Genomic DNA, 18,500 nt, shown 5'->3' on the forward strand with positions numbered 1-18,500 from the left:
ATATCGTGCTGGATACATCAGTTCAGAAACGGTGACCACGCGGGTTCGCGGACATCACCCTGCGCCGCCGGCAGCCGGAAGGAGGCGCGCCCATCGGCGGAGACCCCGCCCAGCACGCCGTTGCCGCCCTGCTGGGTGGCGAAGATTACCATGGTGCCATTGGGCGCGACACTGGGCGATTCGGCCTGCCCGGTATCGCTCAGGGCCACCAGGCGGCCGCTTTCCAGGTCCTGGCGCGCCACCTGGTAGCCGTTGCTGCCGCGATGGATCAGGAAGATCGCCTCACCGTCCGGCGCGAAGCGCGCCCGGGCATTGTAGTCACCGGTGAAGGTGAGGCGTTCCTCCTCCCCGCTGCCCAGGGCGAGGCGGTAGATCTGGGGGCCACCGCTGCGGTCCGAGGTGAACAGCAGGCTGCGACCATCCGGCGACCAGGCGGGCTCGGTGTCGATGCTGGAATTGTTGGTGACGCGCCGCACGTCCCGCGAGCCGATGTCCATCACGTAGATCTCGGGCTGGCCATCCTTGGAGAGCGCCATCGCCAGACGGCGGCCATCGGGTGACCAGGTCGGGGCGCTGTTCAGCCCCTCGAAGGAGGTGGCACGCACGCGCCGGCCGGAGGAGAGATCCTGGATATAGATCGCCGGACGCTCGGTCTCGAAGGAGACATAGGCCAGCTTGCCGCCATCCGGCGCCCAGGCCGGCGACATGATCGGCTCGTCGGACGAGAGGATCTGCTGGCTGTTGCGCCCGTCGGCATCGGAGACGTGGAGGGCATACTGGGTGTCTCCGCCGATGCCGCTGGAGGTCACGTAGGCGATGCGGGTCGAAAAGGCCCCCCGGATGTCGGTGATCGCCTCGAAGATCTGGTCGCTGATGTAGTGCGCGGCGTCACGCAGCCCCTGGCGGCCGGCGGTCACGGTCTCGGCGAGCATGCGGCGTTCGCCGCTGATATCCACCAGGTCGTAGCGAATGCGGTACTGATCGCCCTCGCGGCTGATCCGACCCGCCACCAGGTAGCGAACGTCCAGGGCGCGCCAGTCGCCGTAGCGAACCTCGTCGCTCGAGGCGGGGCGCTCGAACATGGCGCGACGTTCCAGTGGCTCGAAATAGCCGCTGCGCTCCAGGTCGTCGGAGACGATCTGGGCAATGTCCTGGGGCAGGTCCTCGCCGTCGACGAAGGGCACGATGGCGATGGGCGTGGCGCGTTCATTGCCACGGGTGATCTCGATGGTCAGGTCGGCGGCCTGGGCCAGGCTGGTGAACAGCATCAGCATGGCGGCCAGCCAGGTGGTCTTCAGGACATTCATCAGCGTATATCCCCCGGTCGGAATCGCAGGTTGAATTGACGGTAGTCGCGCTGGGCCGACGCCGGCAACTGGCGCAGCTCGGCGAAGGGCGCGGCGGCCTCCACGGCCTGGACCGCGGAGCGGTCGAAGGCGCTGTTGCCACTGCTCTGACCAATGGTAGCCGCGAACAGCTCCCCTGAGGGGCCCAGTTGCACCGAGACCTCGGCGCTGGCACCGTCGGGCACGTTGGGCGGAATCACCCAGGCCTGCTCCACCGCCCGGCGCACAAGGTTGATGAAGCTGTTGGCCGCTTCTGTGGCCTGGCGGGCATTGGCCACGTTGTCGGCTTCGCCCTCGATGGCACGATCCAGACCCTGGTTGGCCGCCTCGGCGGCGCGACGGGCCTGTTCCTCGGCCTGGCGCTTCCGTTCGGCTTCCGCCTCGGCCTGACGCTTCCGTTCGGCTTCCGCCTCGTCCTGGCGCTTCCGTTCGGCTTCCGCCTCGGCCTGGCGCTTCCGTTCGGCTTCCGCCTCGGCCTGACGCTTCCGTTCGGCTTCCGCCTCGGCCTGACGCTTCCGTTCGGCTTCCGCCTCGGCCTGACGCTTCCGTTCGGCTTCCGCTTCGGCCTGGCGCTTCCGTTCGGCTTCCGCCTCGGCCTGGCGGCGACGCTCGGCCTGGTCCTCCCGCTCACGGGCCTGTTGCTCGGCCTGTTCGGCGCGACGGGCGGCCTCCTCCTCGGCGGCCCGGCGCGCCTCTTCCCGAGCCTGGGCCTCTTCCTGACGCTGGCGTTCGGCCTCCTCGGCCTGACGGGCGGCCTCCTCGACGGCCTTGGCCTCTTCCTGGCGAGCGTCTTGTTCCTCGGCACGCGCCGCGGCCTCCTCCTCGGCCTGGCGGGCCGCCGCCCGGGCCTGGGCCTCCTCGGCGCGCTGGGCCTGGTCGGTGGTGGTCTCGGTGCTGACCAGCGTCGCCTGGACGATATTGGTACTTGGCGGCTCGGTCTCCCGCTCGGGAAAGCGGATCACGCTGGCCACCAGGATCGCCAGGTGCAGGGCGACGGCGAGCACCAGCGGCAGGCCATAGCCCACGCGTCGGTCATGTCTGGCCATGTGGGCTCCTCAACGGTCCCCGGGGGGCGGTTCGGAGATCAGCCCGACATTGTTCACCCCGGCGGCCTGCAGGGTGCTCATCAGCGTCACAACAGCACCATAACCCACTTCACGATGGCCCTTGACCAGGACTTGAGTGCCAGGACGACGCTCCAGCAGGATGATCACTCGGTCAGAGATTCCATCGAGAGTCATTGGGTCTTCATCTTCACCACCTATAGAGAGGTAGTAACGTCCCTCTTTATCTACCGTGGCTATGATGGGTTCCTGATCATCAATGTCCTCGATGGGTTCGGAGCTGACCTGGGGCAGATCGACCTGCACGCCCTGGGTGAGCATGGGCGCGGTGATCATGAAGATCACCAGCAGCACCAGCATGACGTCAATGAAGGGCACCACGTTGATCTCGGCCATGGGCTTGCGGCGCCCGCCACGATTGAAGGGTCCTAGCATGACGGCCTCTCCTTCAGTCGGCGCCGGGGTCGGTCCGGCCCTGCAGGTTGCGGTGCAGGATGGAGTGAAACTCTTCGGCGAAGTCCTCGTACTTGCCCAGCAGGCGCCCGGACTCGGCGGAGAGCCGATTGTAGAAGATCACCGCGGGAATGGCCGCGAACAGTCCCATGGCGGTGGCGATCAGGGCCTCTGCGATCCACGGGGCCACCGTGGCCAGGGTCGCCTGCTGGGCCATGGAGAGCGACTGGAAGGAGCCCATGATGCCCCAGACGGTCCCGAACAGGCCGATGTAGGGGCTGGCCGAGGCGACCGTGGCCAGGAACACCAGGTGCAGGCTCAGGCGGTCTTCCTCGCGGGACCAGGCCACGCGCATGCTGCGCTGGACGCCCTCGAGGATCGCCTGGGGGCTGCGGGTCTTGGCCAGCAGGCGGTTGAACTCGCGGAAGCCGGCACGGAAGACGTGCTCGGCGCCCTGGGTCTCCTGCTCGGCAGGCGTCTCGCGATAGAGCTCGTTGAGGTCGACGCCGGACCAGAAACGGTCCTCGAAGGCACGGTGTGCCTTGCGCGCCCGACGCATCACGAAGGTGCGCTGGAAGATCACCACCCAGGAGAGGATGGAGGCGATCACCAGGATCAGCATCACCACCTGCACCACGCCGCTGGCGTTCATGATCAGATGGGGTAGGGACAGGGAGTCGTTCACGGGCATCCTCGTCGGTCTTGGTCAGTCGTCACGGGAGTGGGGGTTCCGTTAGTGGGGCGCCCGCTCATGGGGCGCCAGGTCGAAGTGTTCCCAGGCCTGACGGGTCACCACCCGGCCGCGGGCGGTGCGCATCATCAGACCCTGCTGGATCAGATAGGGTTCGATGACGTCCTCGATGGTGTCGCGCTCCTCGCCGATCGCCGCGGCCAGGGAGTCGATGCCCACCGGACCGCCGTCGAACTTCTCGATCATCGCCAGCAGCAGGCGTCGATCCATGTGATCGAGGCCTTGGTGGTCCACATGGAGCATATTCAAGGCCAGGTCGGCGATCTCGGCATTCACGCGGCCCTGGGCGCGCACCTCGGCGAAGTCGCGCACCCGGCGCAGCAGCCGGTTGGCGATGCGCGGGGTGCCCCGAGAACGGCGCGCGATTTCCCGGGCGCCCTCCCGGTCACACTCGACCCCCAGCAGCCGCGCGGAGCGCACGACGATCTCGGTGAGCTCGTCGATGCTGTAGAACTCCAGGCGCTGGACAATGCCGAAGCGGTCGCGCAGCGGCGAGGTCAGAAGGCCCGCCCGGGTGGTGGCGCCGACCAGCGTGAAGGGGGGGAGGTCGAGCTTGATCGAGCGCGCCGCCGGCCCCTCGCCAATGACGATGTCGAGCTGGAAGTCCTCCATGGCGGGATAGAGGATCTCTTCCACCACCGGCGACAGGCGGTGGATCTCGTCGATGAAGAGCACGTCGCCGGGCTGCAGGTTGGTGAGCATGGCGGCGAGGTCGCCGGCCCGCTCGAGCACCGGCCCCGAGGTGGACTTGAGCCCCACGCCCATCTCGGCGGCGACGATGTTGGCGAGCGTCGTCTTGCCGAGCCCCGGCGGGCCGAACACCAGGGTATGGTCGAGGCTCTCCTCGCGGCCGCGGGCGGCGCTGATGAAGATGTCGAGCTGCTCGCGCACCCGCGGCTGGCCGATGTAGTCGGCCAGCCGCTTGGGACGAATGGCATGGTCGACGCCGCCATGGTCGACACCGCCCTCCCCGTCGCGCGGGTCGGCGGCGATCAAGCGATCAGTCTCGAGCATGGCGGCCATCCGGCATCAGGTGGAAGCATGGAGGTGTCATCGATTCACCCCGCGAGGCGGCGGGTCAGCGCCGCCTTGATCATGGCCTCGGTGGAACCGGACGCCTCGAGGCCGACCAGCATGCGGGCCGCCTCGGCGGGCTTGTAGCCCAGGCTGACCAGGGCCGCCTCGGCATCGGCGACGGGATCCGTGGCGCCGGACGACACGCTGCCCGCGACAGCGTGCGTGCCGATGACCCGTTCGCCCGGCTGCTCCCAGTGGGGAAAGCGGTCGCGCATCTCGATGATCAGCCGCTCGGCGGTCTTCTTGCCTACCCCGGGCAGCCGGGTCAGCGCCTTGACGTCGTCGTCCATCACGCAGCGCACGAAGGCCTCCTCGTCCATGCCGGAGAGGATGCCCAGGGCCAGCTTGGGGCCGATGCCATTGACCTTGATCAGGGCACGGAAGAGCGCGCGCTCCTGCTCTCGGGCGAAGCCGTAGAGCAGGTGAGCGTCCTCCCGGATGGTCAGGTGGGTATAGAGCGATACCGGCTCCCCGGTGCCGGGCATGGCCACCAGGGTGGTCATGGAGGCTTCCAGCTCGTAGCCGACGCCGGCCACCTCCACCACCATCCAGGGGGGCTGTTTCTCGAGCAGGGTGCCTCGCAGGCGTCCTATCATGGAAATTCGCTGTCCCTTGGGTTGGAGTCCATCACGGCCCGCAGGGCCGTCACGGGCCACTATACTGTTCGTCCGAGCCGCATGCCAGCCCGCGGGAACAGCGTTCGACAATGTGTCCCGTCGCCACACGGCGACAGCATCACGGGCGGAAGTCACGCCAGGAGCCCCCCTTGCGGCGGCTGCGATGCCCACCATAGCTGCCCACGCGCACCAGCCCCATGCGCGCATGGGCATGGGTGAGCGCGATGGCCAGGGCGTCGGCGGCATCCGCCTGGGGCGTGGCCGAGAGGCCGAGGATCGCCGTCACCATGTGCTGTACCTGGGCCTTGTCGGCGCTGCCACTGCCGGTCACCGCCTGCTTGATCTGACGGGGGCCGTACTCGCTGACCGGCAGCCCATGGTTGGCAGCGCAGACGATGGCCGTGCCGCGGGCCTGGCCGAGCTTGAGGGCGGAGTCGGCATTCTTCGACATGAACACCTGCTCGATGGCGAACTCCCCGGGGCCATGCACCGCGATCAGCTCGCTGACCCCGGCATAGACCTGGGCCAGGCGCTGGGCGAGGTCGTCGGCCTGGATACGGATGCAGCCGCTGGCCACGTAGCGCGGTGTGGGCGTGGTGACGTCCAGCACCCCGTAGCCGGTGATCCGCGATCCGGGGTCGATGCCGAGGATCAGCATCGGTAAGTTTCAATCGAGCTGGTCGAGGACATCGTCGGCGAACTCCGCGTTGGTGGTGACGTTCTGGACATCGTCCAGGTCCTCGAGCATGTCGAGCAGCTTGAGGACCTTGCCGGCGAGTTCCGCCTCGGCGATGGGGGTGGTGGTTTGCGGATACAGCCCCACGTCGCTGTGCTCGGGATCGAGCCTCGCCGCGATGAGCGCATCCTTCACCCGGCTGAAGGACTCGGGCGTGGTGACCACCTCGAGGCGGCCATCGTCCCGGACCTCGATCTCCTCGGGTTCCGCCTCCAGAGTGGCCTCGATGGCGGCCTCCTCGGTGACCCCCTCGGGCAGCGCCAGGCGACCCTGGCGGTGGAACATGAAGGCCACCGAGCCGGTGGTGCCGAGGTTGCCGCCATGCTTGCCGAAGGCGTGTCGCACCTCGGAGACAGTCCGATTGCGGTTATCGGTCAGGCATTCGACCATCACCGCCACGCCCTCGGGGCCATAGCCCTCGTAGACGCACTCCTCCATGGCGTCGCCCTCGGCATTGCCGGCCCCCCGGTCCACCGCCCGCTGGATGGTCTCCTTGGTCATGTTGTTGGCCAGCGCCTTGTCGATGGCGGCGCGCAGCCGTGGATTGTCGGCCGCCTCGCCGCCGCCCTGGCGGGCGGCCACGCTCAGCTCACGGATCAGCTTGTTGAAGATCTTGCCCCGCCGGGCGTCCTGGGCCGCCTTGCGGTGCTTGATATTGGCCCACTTGCTATGGCCTGCCATGGCAACCTCCCGTGGTAGCTCTATCTCTGCTCGAGGCTGTTCCGGCGACAGGGCTATGAGGAGGCGCTGTAAACCCTTCCCTGGGCGCTACCGACGCCATCCCTGGCGTAGGACCTCCTCTTCGCCCTGTCCCCGGCGCCTCTCGTATCGGGTAAAACCGCGCCTCCCCTCCTCAAGGTTTCGAGACGCCACCGGCGCCCTGGGGCGCCGGTGGGATCTCATTGGAGCGGGGTCGCCGTCACTCGCCGGCGGTCTCCGCCTTGGCCTTCTGGCGCAGGCGGATGTTGAGCTCCTTGAGCTGCTCGGCATCGACCTCGCTGGGCGCGTCGGTCAGCAGGCAGGCGGCGCTCTGGGTCTTGGGGAAGGCGATCACCTCGCGGATGCTTCGCGCCCCGCTCATCAGCATCACCAGGCGGTCGAGGCCGAAGGCCAGGCCGCCATGGGGCGGCGCACCGTACTGCAGGGCGTCGAGCAGGAAGCCGAACTTCTCCCGGGCCTCCTCTTCGCCGATGCCCAGCACCTCGAGCACGGTCTGCTGCATCGCCTGGTCGTGGATACGGATCGAACCGCCACCCAGCTCGGTGCCGTTGAGCACCATGTCATAGGCCCGCGAGAGCGCGGAGGCCGGATGAGCCTTGAGGGTCTCGGCGTCGCAGGAAGGGGCAGTGAAGGGATGGTGCAGGGCCTGCAGGCGGGCGCTGCCATCCTCCTCGAACATCGGGAAGTCGACCACCCACAGCGGGGCCCAGTCGGCGGTATAGAGGTCGAGGTCCTCGCCGAGGCGCACGCGCAGCGCCCCCAGCGCCTCGTTGACGATGCGCGCCTTGTCGGCACCGAAGAAGATGATGTCACCGTCCTCGGCGCCCACCCGGTCCAGCAGCTGTTCGACCACGCCCTCCATGAACTTGACGATGGGCGACTGCAGGCCCTCGAGGCCCCTGGCTCGGTCGTTGACCTTGATCCAGGCCAGCCCGCGGGCACCGTAGATGCCGACGAACCGGGTGTACTCGTCGATCTCCTTGCGCGACAGGCTGGCCCCGCCCGTGACCTTCAGCGCGGCCACGCGACCATCGTCGGCGTTGGCCGGGCCGGAGAAGACCTTGAAGTCGACGTCCTTCATCAGGTCGTCGACGTCGGTGAGCTCGAGCGGGATGCGCAGGTCCGGCTTGTCGGAACCGAAGCGGCTCATGGCCTCGGCATAGGGCATGCGCGGGAAGGCGGGCAGCTCGACGTCGAGCACCTCCTGGAACAGCTGGCGGATCATCGACTCGGTGATCGCCATGATGTCCTCCTCCTCGACGAAGGAGGCCTCGAGGTCGATCTGGGTGAACTCGGGCTGGCGGTCGGCGCGCAGGTCCTCGTCACGGAAGCACTTGGCGATCTGGTAGTAGCGGTCGAAGCCCGACACCATCAGCAGCTGCTTGAACAGCTGCGGCGACTGCGGCAGCGCGAAGAAGCTGCCCGGATGGGTGCGGCTCGGCACCAGGTAGTCACGGGCGCCTTCGGGAGTGGCGCGGGTCAGGATCGGAGTCTCGATGTCCAGGAAGCCCTGGCCCTCGAGGAAGGCGCGCACGCTGTGGGAGATACGCGAGCGCAGGCGCAGCTTCTCGATCATCTCCGGGCGACGCAGGTCGATGTAGCGATGCTTGAGGCGCACCTCCTCGCCGACCTTGCCGTGCTCGTCGAGCTGGAAGGGCGGCGTGGCGGCGGTGTTGAGGACCTCGACCTGCTTGGCCAGCACCTCGATCATGCCGGTGGGCATGTTGGGATTCTGGGTGCCCTCGGGGCGCAGTCTGACGCGACCGACGATGCGCAGCACATACTCGCTGCGGACGCGGTCGGCATTGGCGAAGGCCTCGGCGGTATCGGGGTCGACCACGACCTGGGCGATGCCATCGCGATCGCGCATGTCGAGGAAGATCACGCCCCCATGGTCACGACGGCGGTGGACCCAGCCGCACAGGGTGACCGTCTGATCCACCAGGGTCTCGTTCAGCTGGCCGCAATAATGGCTGCGCATGTCAAATCCTGTTCTGTTGCATGAAAGGGTGAAAGGCAACGTCGGGCGGCTCAGGCCGCCGTCCCGTCCTTGCTCGGCGTCTTGTCGGCCTTACCGCCCTCGCCGCCGGCCAGGTTCTTCTTGTTGCCGGTCTTGAAATCGGTCTCGTACCAGCCGCCGCCGGCCAGCCGGAACCCGGCCGCGGAGACCAGGCGATTGAGCTCGGCCGCCTCGCAGGCCGGGCAGTCCCTCAGCGGCTCGGCGCTGATCTTCTGAAGCTTCTCCAGGCGGTGGCCGCAGGCCTTGCACTCGTATTCGTAGATGGGCATGGTTTGATCACTCCCGATGTAATGACATAACCCATGGGTCAAGCACGAGCAGGGGCACCCACCGCCTCGCGCTACCGTGGTGCGATGATGATATAGGGCCGGCCCGCGGATAATCCAAGCCTGCCTCGAAAGCCAGCCATTATAGCCTGTCGCGCCGGGCAAGGCCCACCCCTGCCACGGCCTGTTGCCCGACTCGCCTGCATCGACAAGGAAAATCGCATGAAAGCCGTCATTCTCGACGCCGCCAGCCTGGGTCCCGACATCGACCTGGCCCCGATCCGCCAGCACCTCGACACCCTGGACGTGCATGACCAGAGCACGCGCGACCAGGCCGCCGAGCGGCTGGCCGGTGCCGAGGTGGCCATCGTCAACAAGGTGGTACTCGATGCCGGTACCCTCGATGCTCTGCCCTCACTCAGGCTGATCTGCGTGCTGGCCACCGGCACCAACAATATCGACATGGCCGCGGCCAAGCGCCTGGGCATCACCGTGAAGAACGTGACCGCCTACGGCACGGCCAGCGTGGCCCAGCACACACTGATGCTGATGCTGGCCCTGGCCACCCGGCTGCCCTGCTACCAGCGCGACGTGGCCGAGGGACGCTGGAATGAAAGCCCCTTCTTCTGCCTGATGGATCACACGACCCTGCAGCTGGAGGGCAAGCGGCTGGTGATCGTCGGCCAGGGCGAACTGGGCTCGAAGGTGGCGCGGCTGGCCCAGGCCTTCGGCATGCACGTCGACTTCGCCGCGCGCCCCGGCAATGAGGCCCATGATAGCCGCCCCGGACTGCGCGACCTGGCGCCCGAGGCGGACGTGATCAGCCTGCACTGCCCCCTCACCGAGGCCACCCGCCACCTGGTCGACACTGCCCTGCTGGCCGCCCTCAAGCCCGGCGCCCTGCTGGTCAACTGTGCCCGGGGCGGGATCATCGACGAGCAGGCCGCGCTCGAGGCCCTGCGCCAGGGCCACCTGGGCGGGCTCGGCGTCGACGTGCTGCCGGTGGAGCCGCCCCGCGACGGACACCCGCTGCTCGATGCACTGGGCGAGCCGCTCAACCTGATCGTCACGCCCCACAACGCCTGGATCACCCCCGAGGCCCGCCAGCGCATCGTGGCCCTCACCGCCGACAACCTGCGTAGCTGGCAGGAAGGCTGAGCGCGGAGGCTCGCATGCTGCACAACTTCGGTTCCATCAATCTCGACCACTTCTACCGCGTCCCCCATCTGGTGCGTCCCGGCGAGACCCTGTCCAGCCGCGACTACCGGGTCGGCCTGGGGGGCAAGGGGGCCAACCAGTCGCTGGCCATGGCACGCGCCGGCGGGCGGGTCCGCCACTGGGGGCGCCTGGGGCGCCAGGACGCCTGGGCCCGTGAGTGGCTGGCGCGTGCCGGGGTGGCAGTGGAGGCGATCGGCCTGGTCGACGAGCCCAGCGGCCACGCCATCATCCAGGTGGACGACCGGGGCGAGAACGCCATCCTCCTCTTTCCGGGCGCCAACCATGGCTATACAGAACAGGATCTCGACGCGCATTTCGCCGCGGCCTCGCCCGGGGACTGGCTGCTGGCCCAGAACGAGTGCAATGCTTTGCCCCGGGTGCTGGAACGCGCCGTGGAGGCGGGCCTGAACATCGCCCTCAACCCGGCACCGATGAGCGATGCGGTGCTGGCGTTGCCCCTGGCCCACTGCCGGCTGCTGTTCGTCAATCGCGGCGAGGCCGCCTGGCTGGCCGGCCTGGACGAGGCCGCCCCGCCCGAGGCCCTGCTGGACGGCCTCGCCCGCCGCCTGCCCGGCGGCGAGACGGTGCTGACCCTGGGCGGCGACGGCGCCTGGTACCAGTCCGACGACGAACGCCACTTCCAGCCGGCCCTGCCGGTCACGCCGCGGGACACCACGGCGGCCGGCGACACCTTCATCGGCTACTATCTGGCCGCCCTGCAGCAGGGACGGCCGGTGACCGACTGCCTGACACGGGCCGCCACCGCCGCCGCCCTGAGCGTCCAGGTCGCCGGCGCCACCGAGAGCATCCCCGAGGCGACGGCGGTCGAGCGCGCCCTGTGCGACGGCCTTCCCGCGCCCCACCGCCACGACGAGGAGGCACCGTGAGCCATCCGATCATCTTCGACACCGACCCGGGCGTCGACGACGCCCAAGCCATCGCCATCGCCCTGCGCCATCCCGAGCTCGAGCTGCTGGGGCTGACCACCACCTACGGCAACGTCGACGTGGAGACCGCCACCCACAATGCCCTGCTGCTCTCCGAGCTTGCCGGGCGAGAGGTTCCCGTGGCCCAGGGCGCCGCGGCACCGCTGGTCAAGGCGCGTCATCCGCCGCCCGCCCACATCCATGGCGCCAACGGCCTGGGCGATATCGCGCTGCCGCCGGTCGAGGGCAAGGCCGATTCCCGCAGCGCGCCGCAATTCATCGTCGACACCCTGAATGCCCGGCCCGGCGAGGTCACCCTGGTGGCGGTGGGCCCGGTGGGCAACCTCGCCGCGGCCCTGCAGCTCGACCCGGCGATCACCGGGAAGGTCAAGCGGGTGGTGATCATGGGCGGCTCGATCCGTGAGGGGGGCAACGTCACCCCGGTGGCCGAGGCCAACATGTTCAATGACCCGGACGCCGCCGCGCGGGTGCTCACCGCCGGCTGGCCGCTGACCCTGGTGGGGCTGGACGTCACCCATCGCTGTGTGCTCACCGGCGAGCACATGGCGCGCATCGAGGCCGGCCAGGGCGCGCTCGGCAAGGTGCTGGCGGGCAGCTACGACTTCTACCGGGACTTCTACCGGGAGTTCCTGGGCATCGATGGTTGCTGCCCCCACGACAGCTGCGCTCTGGCCTGGCTGCTGCGCCCGGAGCTCTTCACCACGGGCCGCGGCCATCTGAGCGTGGCGACGTCCGGCGATGCCGAGGGCCAGACGATCTTCGCCCCCGAGGGACGCGGCTTCATCGAGGCGCGCTGGTCCCATACCCCGTTGGTGGAGGTCTGCCTGGGCGTCGACGGCGAGGCCGTCAGCGACTGGATCGCCGACACTCTGGCCTGACGGCCGAAAAGCACCGGCAGGGCACGTGCTCCGGGCCCTGCCGGTTCATCGGCACCGCTAGCGGGTGCGGAAATCGTCCGGCGCGTGGGTCTCGATCACCTCGAACTCCACATGGGTGACCCGAGCCCCGTCCGGCCCCTTCCACAGCCACTCAGCGAGGCGCTTGACCGCCTCGCGCTCGCCGCACATCAGCACCTCGACCCGGCCGTCCGGCAGGTTGATCGCATGGCCGGTGATCCCGGCCCTGAGGGCCTGCTCCTGGGTCGCGCGGCGGTACCAGACGCCCTGCACCTTGCCGGTCACCAGCGCTCTCGCGCAGCACTTGTCCATGGCCATCTCCTCTGTCGGTCGCGATCGATCACGTGCCCCTTTCTACCAGCCGCGCCAGGCAGGGGGCCAGCCCCCAGGCCTTCCCGTCCCGGGGCCGATGCCCTAGTCTTGTCACTATCCCCGGACGCCACACGGCCACAAGCCCTCCGCGGCCGAGGATCGCCCTACCCGGGCCGACACAACCACAATGATCATCCTCACGAGGGAGTTCCGCCATGCCGGTCTTCGACCACCCCGAGTTCGACCACCATCAGCAGATCGTCTTCGGCAGCGACGAGGCGAGCGGCCTGCGCGCCATCATCGCCATCCACGACACCACCCGCGGCCCGGCCCTGGGCGGCCTGCGCATCTTCCCCTATGCAAGCGACGCCGAGGCACTCACCGACGTGCTGCGCCTCTCCCACGGCATGACCTACAAGTCGGCGCTGGCCGACCTGCCGCTGGGCGGCGGCAAGGCGGTGATCATCGCCGACCCGCGCCGCGACAAGACCCCCGAGCTGCTGCGCGCCATGGGCCGGCTGGTCGACGGCCTGGGCGGCGCCTACATCACCGCCGAGGACTCGGGCAGCAGCGAGGCCGACATGCGACGCATCGCCGAGGTCACCGAGCACGTCGGCGGCCTGCCACGCCACGGCGCCGCCTCGGGCGATCCCTCGCCGTTCACGGCCTGGGGAGTGTTCTGCGCCCTCAAGAGTGCCGTCCGCCATGGCCTGGGGCGCGACGACCTGGCGGGCGTGCGGGTAGCGGTGCAGGGGGTCGGCAACGTCGGGGCCCACCTGGCACGCCATCTCCACGCCGCCGGCGCCCGGCTGGTGCTGACCGATGTCGATACCGCCGCCCTGGCCCACCTCGCCGAGGAGCTCGGCGCCGAGGCCGTGGCGCCGGCCGTGATCGCCGATGCCGAGGTCGACGTCTTCGCGCCCTGCGCCCTGGGGGCCGCCCTCTCGGAATCGGTGGTCGACCGGCTGAAGGCCAGGGTGGTCTGCGGCGCCGCCAACAACCAGCTGGCCGCTCCGGCGATCGCCGAGCGCCTGATGGCCCGCGGCATCCTCTATACCCCGGACTACGTGGCCAACGCGGGCGGGGTGATCGAGATCGCCTGGCAGCGTCGCGACGACTATCGCCGCGATGCCGTCATGGGGCATATCGAGGGGATCGGGGCCACCCTGGACCAGATCTTCGCCCGCGCCGACCGCGAGGGCCTCAGTCCTGCCACCGTGGCCAACGACCTGGCCCGGGAGCGTTTCCGTCCCGCCGGCTGATCCCGCCCGTGGGCACGATGCAGAAGGCCGGCGATCGCCGGCCTTCCTCGTGTTCGCGGGTGAGGGGCGGTTCAGGTCTCGACGGGGTCGTGGTGATCGAGCAGTTCGTGGCGCACCAGAACCGCGGAATTGCGCGGCACCACCGCCTTGCCCGACGCCAGCAGGTGGCACTTGGTGAAGGCGGCGCCGAACAGCAGGATCAGCGAGCTGTAGTAGACCCACAGCAGGATCATCACCACCGAACCGGCCGCGCCGTAGGTGGAGGCCGTGGCCGTATAGGCCAGATAGATGGCGATGCCCGAACGGCCGATGGCGAACAGCACGGCGGTGACCACGGCACCGACCAGCACGTCCTGCCAGCGCAGCACCACGTCCGGCAATACCTTGAAAATGGTGGCGAAGAGCGCGGCGATCACCGCCAGCGAGACCAGGAACTCGGCACCAGTGGTCAGCAGCCCGACGAAGGGCAGCAGGTCATCGGCGGCCTGCAGCATGGCCCGTATCACCACCCCGAGCACCAGCGACACCAGCAGGATGAAGCCGATGGACAGCACCACGGTCAGCGACAGCAGGCGGTTCTTGAGGAATTTGAGGGCACTGTTGCTGCTGGGCCTGGCCGTCACGCCCCAGAGGGTATTCAGCGAAAACTGCATCTGGGCGAAGACGGTGGTGGCACCGACCAGCAGGGCCCCCACCCCGAGCAGGGTCGGCAGCAGGCCGGACTCCTCAATGCGTGACTGGGCAACCGCTCGCTCGATGGCGGCGGCGGCGTCATGACCCATGGTGCCCTGCAGTTGGGCGACGACCTGTCCCTGGGCGGCCTCCTCGCCAAGCACCACGCCAATCACCGTGACGGCGATGATCATGATGGGCGCCAGGGAGAAGAGCGTGTAAAAGGCCAGCGAGCCGGCATAACTGAAGGCGTTGCGCTCGAGCCAGAGTTTCATTGCGTCCCGCACTACCCCCCACCAGAACAACGCTGCTTGCTGGATCGTCGTCATGCTCGCCGTGATCATCCCGTTCCCCGCGTTCCTGTCGTTTCCTTCAGCATACCCAAATATAGCCGTATTCGCCGAGACCAGACCCAATTGCAGCGGCCGGCGGGCCTGACCATAATGGACACCGCCCCTCCCTGCCCCTCTCTGACAGGAGTGCTCATGACCGCACCACCGGACGCCGACAACACGCCTGACTTCGATTGTCTGGTGTTCATCGGCCGCTTCCAGCCTCCCCACCTGGGGCACCTGGCGGTGATCCGCGAGGCCCTGCGCCACGCGCGCCAGGTCATCGTGCTGGTAGGTTCCGCCTGGCAGGCCCGCTCGCTGCGCAACCCTTGGCGCTACGAGGAGCGCCTGCGCATGCTGCGCAGCGCCTTCGAGGAGGAGGAGAATGCCCGGCTCGAGGTCGTGCCGCTGCTCGACGCCCTCTACAACAACGACGTCTGGGTGCGCGACGTCCAGCGCAAGGTGCGTGATATCGCCTCCCCCGAGCGCGCCCGGCTGCCGCGCATCGGCCTGATCGGCGCCAGTCGGGGGCAGTCCAGCTACTACCTCGCCCTCTTCCCGCAGTGGGAATCGGTCAGCGTGCCCCTGGTGGAGGGCATCTCGGCCAGCCGCATCCGTGAACGGCTGTTCCGTTCCGGCTCCTCGGCGGAGGACTACCTGAGCACCCACGCTACCCATGACCTGCCCCCCGGCGTGGTGGCGTGGATCCGCGACTTCCTGGAGGAGGCGCCCTATGGTCAGCTGGTCGAGGAACAGCAGTTGCTGGACCAGTACCGCCAGGCATGGGCCCAGGCCCCCTACCCGCCGATCTTCGTCACCGTGAATGCCGTCGTGGTGCAATCCGGCCACGTGCTGCTGGTCAGGCGCACGGCCGCGCCCGGCAAGGGGCTCTACGCCCTGCCCGGCGGCTTCATCAGTCCCCATGAACGGCTGATGGACGCCTGTTTGAGGGAGCTGCGCGAGCGGGTCCGCCTCAAGGTGCCCGAGGCCGTGCTCAAGGGCTCGCTGCGCGGCCAGCGGCTGTTCGACGAACCCCATCGCAGCTGGCGGGGACGCACCCTGGCAGAGGCCTTCTACTTCGCCCTGCGTCCCGAGCAGCAGCTGCCCCAGCTCAAGCCGGTGCGGGGCGGTGACCATGCGCGCTGGGTCCCCCTGGCCGACCTCGACCCCGAAGGACTGTTCGAGGACCACTTCTTCATCATCCAGGACTTCCTGGGACTGCCGGCGGATTTCGATCGCGCCTGATGCGACATGGCCACGCGCCGCAAGCCGGCGCCATCAGGCCTGGAGGAAGTCGCGGGGCAACTTCATCATCTGCCGCCACAGCTTCTCGACGCCCGGCTTGTGCACCAGCGAACAGCGATAGAGACGAATCTCCAGCGGCACGTCCCACTTCTCGCCACCGGCCCGCATCAGGCGCCCATCCTTGAGCTCCTGACGAATGCAGAAGTCGGGGATCCAGGCCAGGCCCATGCCCTGCATCACCATGCCCTTGAGGCCCTCGGCCATGGCCGTTTCATAGACGGTTCTCAGGCGCATGCGTACCGGATCGTTCTTGAGCAGCATGCGCACGCTGCGCCCCAGGAAGGCGCCCTGGGTATAGGCCAGGTAGGGAAGCGATTCCTGGCCCTCCAGCGGGAAGCGTGGTCTACCCTGCTCGTCGGGCAGGCAGACCGGCAGCATCTTGACCTGGCCGATGGAGAAGGAGGGAAAGACCTCGGCATCGAGCTGCATGCTGGCGTAGGGATCGTAGTAGGCCAGCATCAGGTCGCAGTTGCCCTCGCGTAGCACATGGATCGCGTCGCCCACGTTCATGGCCACCAACCGGGTCGGCAGCTCACCCAGGCCCTTCTGCAGACGGGAGATCCACTGGGGGTAGAAACTCAGCGCCAGGGAGTGGGCGGCGACGATATCCAGCGCCTCGTTGGCCATGGCCAGGCCACGCAGGTGGCCGAGGCTCTCGTTGAGCTGCTCGACGATGTTGCGGGCAGTGACCAGGAACAGCTGCCCTTCGGGCGTCAGGTCCACGGGGGTGGTCGAGCGGTCGACCAGGGTCACGCCGACCGCCTGCTCCAGGGAACGGATGCGGCGACTGAAGGCCGGTTGGGTGACATGCCGCTGACGGGCCGAGGCGGAAAAGCTGCGCGTACTGGCCAAGGCGACGAAGTCTTCCAGCCACTTGGTCTCGAGGTTCACCAGGACTCCCCCGGATGTCTGCGTCCACGACTCCCGCCGGGGAGCCTTCGAAGACCGCTAATGTACCCCAGCGACGGGCGGGACCCAAGCCGCCTCACTGAATCGGCGAGAGCAGGTAGGCCGCCCGGGAAAGCAGCTTGCGCCACAGAGGGCGGCGGGTCAGCTCTTCCAGGGCCACGCGACGGCAGTCGGTGAAGTCATGCTCGAGCATCAGACGCACCTCGGCGGCGAACTGCCGGTCGGGCACCACGGCGGTGATTTCGAAATTGAGCCGGAAGGAGCGGTTGTCCAGGTTGACCGTACCCACGCTGGCGGCGGCATCGTCGATCAGCATCACCTTCTGGTGCAGGAACCCTGGTTGGTAGCGATAGACCCTGACCCCGGCGCGCAGCATGTCGGGCAGGAAGGAGAAGGTCGAGAGGAAGACCAGCAGGTGATCGGGGCGTTCGGGCATCATGATGCGCACATCCACGCCGCGCATCGCCGCCAGGCGCAGGGCATCCTGTACCCCCTGATCGGGCACGAAATAGGGGCTGGTGACCCAGAAGCGCTCGTGGGAGCTGTGGATTGCATGCTGCACCAGCAGGCTCGCCGTCTCCTGCGAGTCCGCCGGCCCGGAGGGCACGATCACCACGTTCTGGTTGGCGTCCCCGCTCGGCCGGGGCGTCCAGGTCAGGCAGATCATTTCGCCGGTGGCCCAGTGCCAGTCCTCCCAGAAGGCCTCCTGCAGGCCCAGCACGCTGGGGCCGGTGAGCTTGAGATGGGTGTCGCGCCAGTGGCCATGGCGGGGATGCTGCCCGAGGTATTCGGTGCCGACGTTGAAGCCTCCCAGCCACCCTTCCCGGCCGTCGACCACCAGTACCTTGCGATGGTTGCGGAAGTTGAGCTGAAAGCGATGCTTGAAACCGCGGGAGGAGCGGAAGGCGCTGACCTCCACGCCGCCCTCGGCGAGGTCGCGGAGGAAGCGGTCACCGAGCCCGCGACTGCCGATCTCGTCATACAGAAAGTAGATGCGCACATTGCGCTCGGCGGCCCGTTGCAGCCGATGCTTGAGCTCGATGCCCAGGGCATCGTCACGGACGATAAAGAACTGTACCAGCACGTACTCTTCTGCCTGATCGATGCCGGCGAAGATGCTGTCGAAGGCTACCTGGCCATCGATCAGCAGCTCCGCCCGATTGCCGCGGGTCAACGGCATCATCGCCAGCTGTTCCACGGCGCGGATGTTCGCATCAACGTTGTCAGACAGATAGGGATCGAAGCGGTCGCGGTAGCGTTCCAGCTGTCGGCGCAGCACGGTATCGCGCTCGCCGCGGGCCGAGACATAGCCGTAGAAGCGCGGCCGGCCGAAGATCCAGTAGGCCGGTACTGCCACGTAGGGCATGGTGATCAGCGAGATGATCCAGGCGATGGCCCCCTGGGAGGTACGGCTGGACATCAGGGCCAGCACCGCCGAGACGAAGCCCAGCAGGTAAGTCAGGAAGATCGCCAGGCCGATCAGCCAGGAGGTCATGGTCGGATCCCCGTTCCGTGGGACGACGGCGTGGCCGTCCGTGAAAACAATGCCCTAACGCACCCGCCCAGCATACGCCCAACGACGACGGCCCCACCAGAT

19 protein-coding genes are annotated in these 18,500 nt (G+C 68.2%); 5 read left to right on the plus strand and 14 right to left on the minus strand.

Annotated features, from left to right (window positions below; translation table 11 throughout):
* Nucleotides 1–17: 17 nt before the first annotated feature.
* The 10 genes from tolB to OP497_RS00980 all read right to left on the minus strand — a co-directional run bounded on the left by tolB (nucleotide 18) and on the right by OP497_RS00980 (nucleotide 9,053).
* Nucleotides 18–1,307 carry a Tol-Pal system beta propeller repeat protein TolB gene (tolB, locus tag OP497_RS00935; RefSeq protein ID WP_280545885.1) on the minus strand — a complete coding sequence of 430 codons (1,290 nt, stop codon included), beginning with the start codon at nucleotides 1,305–1,307 and terminating at the stop codon, nucleotides 18–20.
* Entirely contained in the window at nucleotides 1,307–2,392 is a 1,086-nt protein-coding gene (gene tolA / locus OP497_RS00940) for a cell envelope integrity protein TolA (RefSeq protein ID WP_280545886.1), read from the minus strand. The genes tolB and tolA overlap by 1 nt, the downstream gene beginning before the upstream one ends.
* Nucleotides 2,393–2,401: 9 nt before the next feature.
* Nucleotides 2,402–2,845 carry a protein TolR gene (gene tolR, locus OP497_RS00945; RefSeq protein WP_280545887.1) on the minus strand — a complete coding sequence of 148 codons (444 nt, stop codon included), beginning with the start codon at nucleotides 2,843–2,845 and terminating at the stop codon, nucleotides 2,402–2,404.
* Between the two features lie 13 nt (nucleotides 2,846–2,858).
* Entirely contained in the window at nucleotides 2,859–3,548 is a 690-nt protein-coding gene (gene tolQ, locus OP497_RS00950) for a protein TolQ (protein ID WP_280545888.1), read from the minus strand.
* A 48-nt stretch (nucleotides 3,549–3,596) separates the two neighbouring features.
* Nucleotides 3,597–4,628 (minus strand): Holliday junction branch migration DNA helicase RuvB, encoded by a 1,032-nt coding sequence (gene ruvB, locus OP497_RS00955; protein WP_280545889.1) that lies wholly within the window; start codon nucleotides 4,626–4,628, stop codon nucleotides 3,597–3,599.
* A gap of 44 nt (nucleotides 4,629–4,672) precedes the next feature.
* Nucleotides 4,673–5,287 carry a Holliday junction branch migration protein RuvA gene (gene ruvA / locus OP497_RS00960; protein ID WP_280545890.1) on the minus strand — a complete coding sequence of 205 codons (615 nt, stop codon included), beginning with the start codon at nucleotides 5,285–5,287 and terminating at the stop codon, nucleotides 4,673–4,675.
* Between the two features lie 139 nt (nucleotides 5,288–5,426).
* On the minus strand, nucleotides 5,427–5,966 hold the full coding sequence (gene ruvC, locus OP497_RS00965) for a crossover junction endodeoxyribonuclease RuvC (RefSeq protein ID WP_280545892.1): 540 nt from the start codon (nucleotides 5,964–5,966) through the stop codon (nucleotides 5,427–5,429).
* A 9-nt stretch (nucleotides 5,967–5,975) separates the two neighbouring features.
* On the minus strand, nucleotides 5,976–6,725 hold the full coding sequence (locus OP497_RS00970) for a YebC/PmpR family DNA-binding transcriptional regulator (protein WP_280545894.1): 750 nt from the start codon (nucleotides 6,723–6,725) through the stop codon (nucleotides 5,976–5,978).
* A gap of 238 nt (nucleotides 6,726–6,963) precedes the next feature.
* Complete coding sequence (aspS, locus tag OP497_RS00975; RefSeq protein ID WP_280545895.1) at nucleotides 6,964–8,745, minus strand: aspartate--tRNA ligase; 1,782 nt, start codon at nucleotides 8,743–8,745, stop codon at nucleotides 6,964–6,966.
* Between the two features lie 50 nt (nucleotides 8,746–8,795).
* Nucleotides 8,796–9,053 carry a zinc ribbon domain-containing protein gene (locus OP497_RS00980; protein ID WP_280545896.1) on the minus strand — a complete coding sequence of 86 codons (258 nt, stop codon included), beginning with the start codon at nucleotides 9,051–9,053 and terminating at the stop codon, nucleotides 8,796–8,798.
* A gap of 219 nt (nucleotides 9,054–9,272) precedes the next feature.
* Between OP497_RS00980 and OP497_RS00985 the strand changes: the two genes are divergently transcribed.
* Genes OP497_RS00985 through OP497_RS00995 form a run of 3 tightly spaced genes read left to right on the plus strand, consistent with a single transcriptional unit; the run spans nucleotide 9,273 to nucleotide 12,093 of the window.
* Complete coding sequence (locus tag OP497_RS00985; protein WP_280545897.1) at nucleotides 9,273–10,208, plus strand: D-2-hydroxyacid dehydrogenase; 936 nt, start codon at nucleotides 9,273–9,275, stop codon at nucleotides 10,206–10,208.
* Nucleotides 10,209–10,222: 14 nt separating this feature from the next.
* The gene (locus OP497_RS00990; protein WP_280545898.1) at nucleotides 10,223–11,155 is read left to right on the plus strand and encodes a ribokinase; all 933 of its coding nucleotides are present in this window, start codon (nucleotides 10,223–10,225) and stop codon (nucleotides 11,153–11,155) included.
* Nucleotides 11,152–12,093, plus strand: a complete 942-nt coding sequence (locus OP497_RS00995; protein WP_280545899.1) for a nucleoside hydrolase — start codon at nucleotides 11,152–11,154, stop codon at nucleotides 12,091–12,093. The genes OP497_RS00990 and OP497_RS00995 overlap by 4 nt, the downstream gene beginning before the upstream one ends.
* Nucleotides 12,094–12,150: 57 nt before the next feature.
* On the opposite strand, the gene OP497_RS01000 is transcribed toward OP497_RS00995, so the two are convergent.
* A complete protein-coding gene (locus OP497_RS01000) occupies nucleotides 12,151–12,423 on the minus strand; it encodes an acylphosphatase (RefSeq protein WP_280545900.1) in 273 nt (90 codons plus the stop codon).
* Between the two features lie 215 nt (nucleotides 12,424–12,638).
* Between OP497_RS01000 and OP497_RS01005 the strand changes: the two genes are divergently transcribed.
* Nucleotides 12,639–13,685: a Glu/Leu/Phe/Val dehydrogenase dimerization domain-containing protein gene (locus tag OP497_RS01005; protein WP_280545901.1), complete on the plus strand. Its 1,047-nt coding sequence runs from the start codon at nucleotides 12,639–12,641 to the stop codon at nucleotides 13,683–13,685.
* Nucleotides 13,686–13,756: 71 nt separating this feature from the next.
* On the opposite strand, the gene OP497_RS01010 is transcribed toward OP497_RS01005, so the two are convergent.
* Entirely contained in the window at nucleotides 13,757–14,686 is a 930-nt protein-coding gene (locus OP497_RS01010; RefSeq protein WP_280545902.1) for a YihY/virulence factor BrkB family protein, read from the minus strand.
* 156 nt (nucleotides 14,687–14,842) lie between these two features.
* Between OP497_RS01010 and OP497_RS01015 the strand changes: the two genes are divergently transcribed.
* Entirely contained in the window at nucleotides 14,843–15,934 is a 1,092-nt protein-coding gene (locus tag OP497_RS01015; RefSeq protein WP_280545903.1) for a bifunctional nicotinamide-nucleotide adenylyltransferase/Nudix hydroxylase, read from the plus strand.
* A 33-nt stretch (nucleotides 15,935–15,967) separates the two neighbouring features.
* On the opposite strand, the gene OP497_RS01020 is transcribed toward OP497_RS01015, so the two are convergent.
* Together OP497_RS01020 and cls are read right to left on the minus strand one after the other, a co-directional pair.
* Nucleotides 15,968–16,885: a LysR substrate-binding domain-containing protein gene (locus OP497_RS01020; protein ID WP_280545905.1), complete on the minus strand. Its 918-nt coding sequence runs from the start codon at nucleotides 16,883–16,885 to the stop codon at nucleotides 15,968–15,970.
* Between the two features lie 94 nt (nucleotides 16,886–16,979).
* Nucleotides 16,980–18,398 carry a cardiolipin synthase gene (gene cls, locus OP497_RS01025; RefSeq protein ID WP_280545907.1) on the minus strand — a complete coding sequence of 473 codons (1,419 nt, stop codon included), beginning with the start codon at nucleotides 18,396–18,398 and terminating at the stop codon, nucleotides 16,980–16,982.
* Nucleotides 18,399–18,500: the final 102 nt, after the last annotated feature.

It is taken from the genome of Halomonas sp. 11-S5, from assembly GCF_029889825.1.
Taxonomy (GTDB): Bacteria; Pseudomonadota; Gammaproteobacteria; order Pseudomonadales; family Halomonadaceae; genus Halomonas.

Excerpts from the sequence above, each read along its gene's own strand:
- tolB (WP_280545885.1), bottom strand. The coding sequence starts at position 1,307 with ATGAATGTCCTGAAGACCACCTGGCTGGCCGCCATGCTGATGCTGTTC.
- tolA (WP_280545886.1), bottom strand. The coding sequence starts at position 2,392 with ATGGCCAGACATGACCGACGCGTGGGCTATGGCCTGCCGCTGGTGCTC.
- tolR (WP_280545887.1), bottom strand. The coding sequence starts at position 2,845 with ATGCTAGGACCCTTCAATCGTGGCGGGCGCCGCAAGCCCATGGCCGAG.
- ruvB (WP_280545889.1), bottom strand. The coding sequence starts at position 4,628 with ATGCTCGAGACTGATCGCTTGATCGCCGCCGACCCGCGCGACGGGGAG.
- ruvA (WP_280545890.1), bottom strand. The coding sequence starts at position 5,287 with ATGATAGGACGCCTGCGAGGCACCCTGCTCGAGAAACAGCCCCCCTGG.
- ruvC (WP_280545892.1), bottom strand. The coding sequence starts at position 5,966 with ATGCTGATCCTCGGCATCGACCCCGGATCGCGGATCACCGGCTACGGG.
- OP497_RS00970 (WP_280545894.1), bottom strand. The coding sequence starts at position 6,725 with ATGGCAGGCCATAGCAAGTGGGCCAATATCAAGCACCGCAAGGCGGCC.
- aspS (WP_280545895.1), bottom strand. The coding sequence starts at position 8,745 with ATGCGCAGCCATTATTGCGGCCAGCTGAACGAGACCCTGGTGGATCAG.
- OP497_RS00980 (WP_280545896.1), bottom strand. The coding sequence starts at position 9,053 with ATGCCCATCTACGAATACGAGTGCAAGGCCTGCGGCCACCGCCTGGAG.
- OP497_RS00985 (WP_280545897.1), top strand. The coding sequence starts at position 9,273 with ATGAAAGCCGTCATTCTCGACGCCGCCAGCCTGGGTCCCGACATCGAC.
- OP497_RS00990 (WP_280545898.1), top strand. The coding sequence starts at position 10,223 with ATGCTGCACAACTTCGGTTCCATCAATCTCGACCACTTCTACCGCGTC.
- OP497_RS01000 (WP_280545900.1), bottom strand. The coding sequence starts at position 12,423 with ATGGACAAGTGCTGCGCGAGAGCGCTGGTGACCGGCAAGGTGCAGGGC.
- OP497_RS01005 (WP_280545901.1), top strand. The coding sequence starts at position 12,639 with ATGCCGGTCTTCGACCACCCCGAGTTCGACCACCATCAGCAGATCGTC.
- OP497_RS01010 (WP_280545902.1), bottom strand. The coding sequence starts at position 14,686 with ATGACGACGATCCAGCAAGCAGCGTTGTTCTGGTGGGGGGTAGTGCGG.
- OP497_RS01015 (WP_280545903.1), top strand. The coding sequence starts at position 14,843 with ATGACCGCACCACCGGACGCCGACAACACGCCTGACTTCGATTGTCTG.
- cls (WP_280545907.1), bottom strand. The coding sequence starts at position 18,398 with ATGACCTCCTGGCTGATCGGCCTGGCGATCTTCCTGACTTACCTGCTG.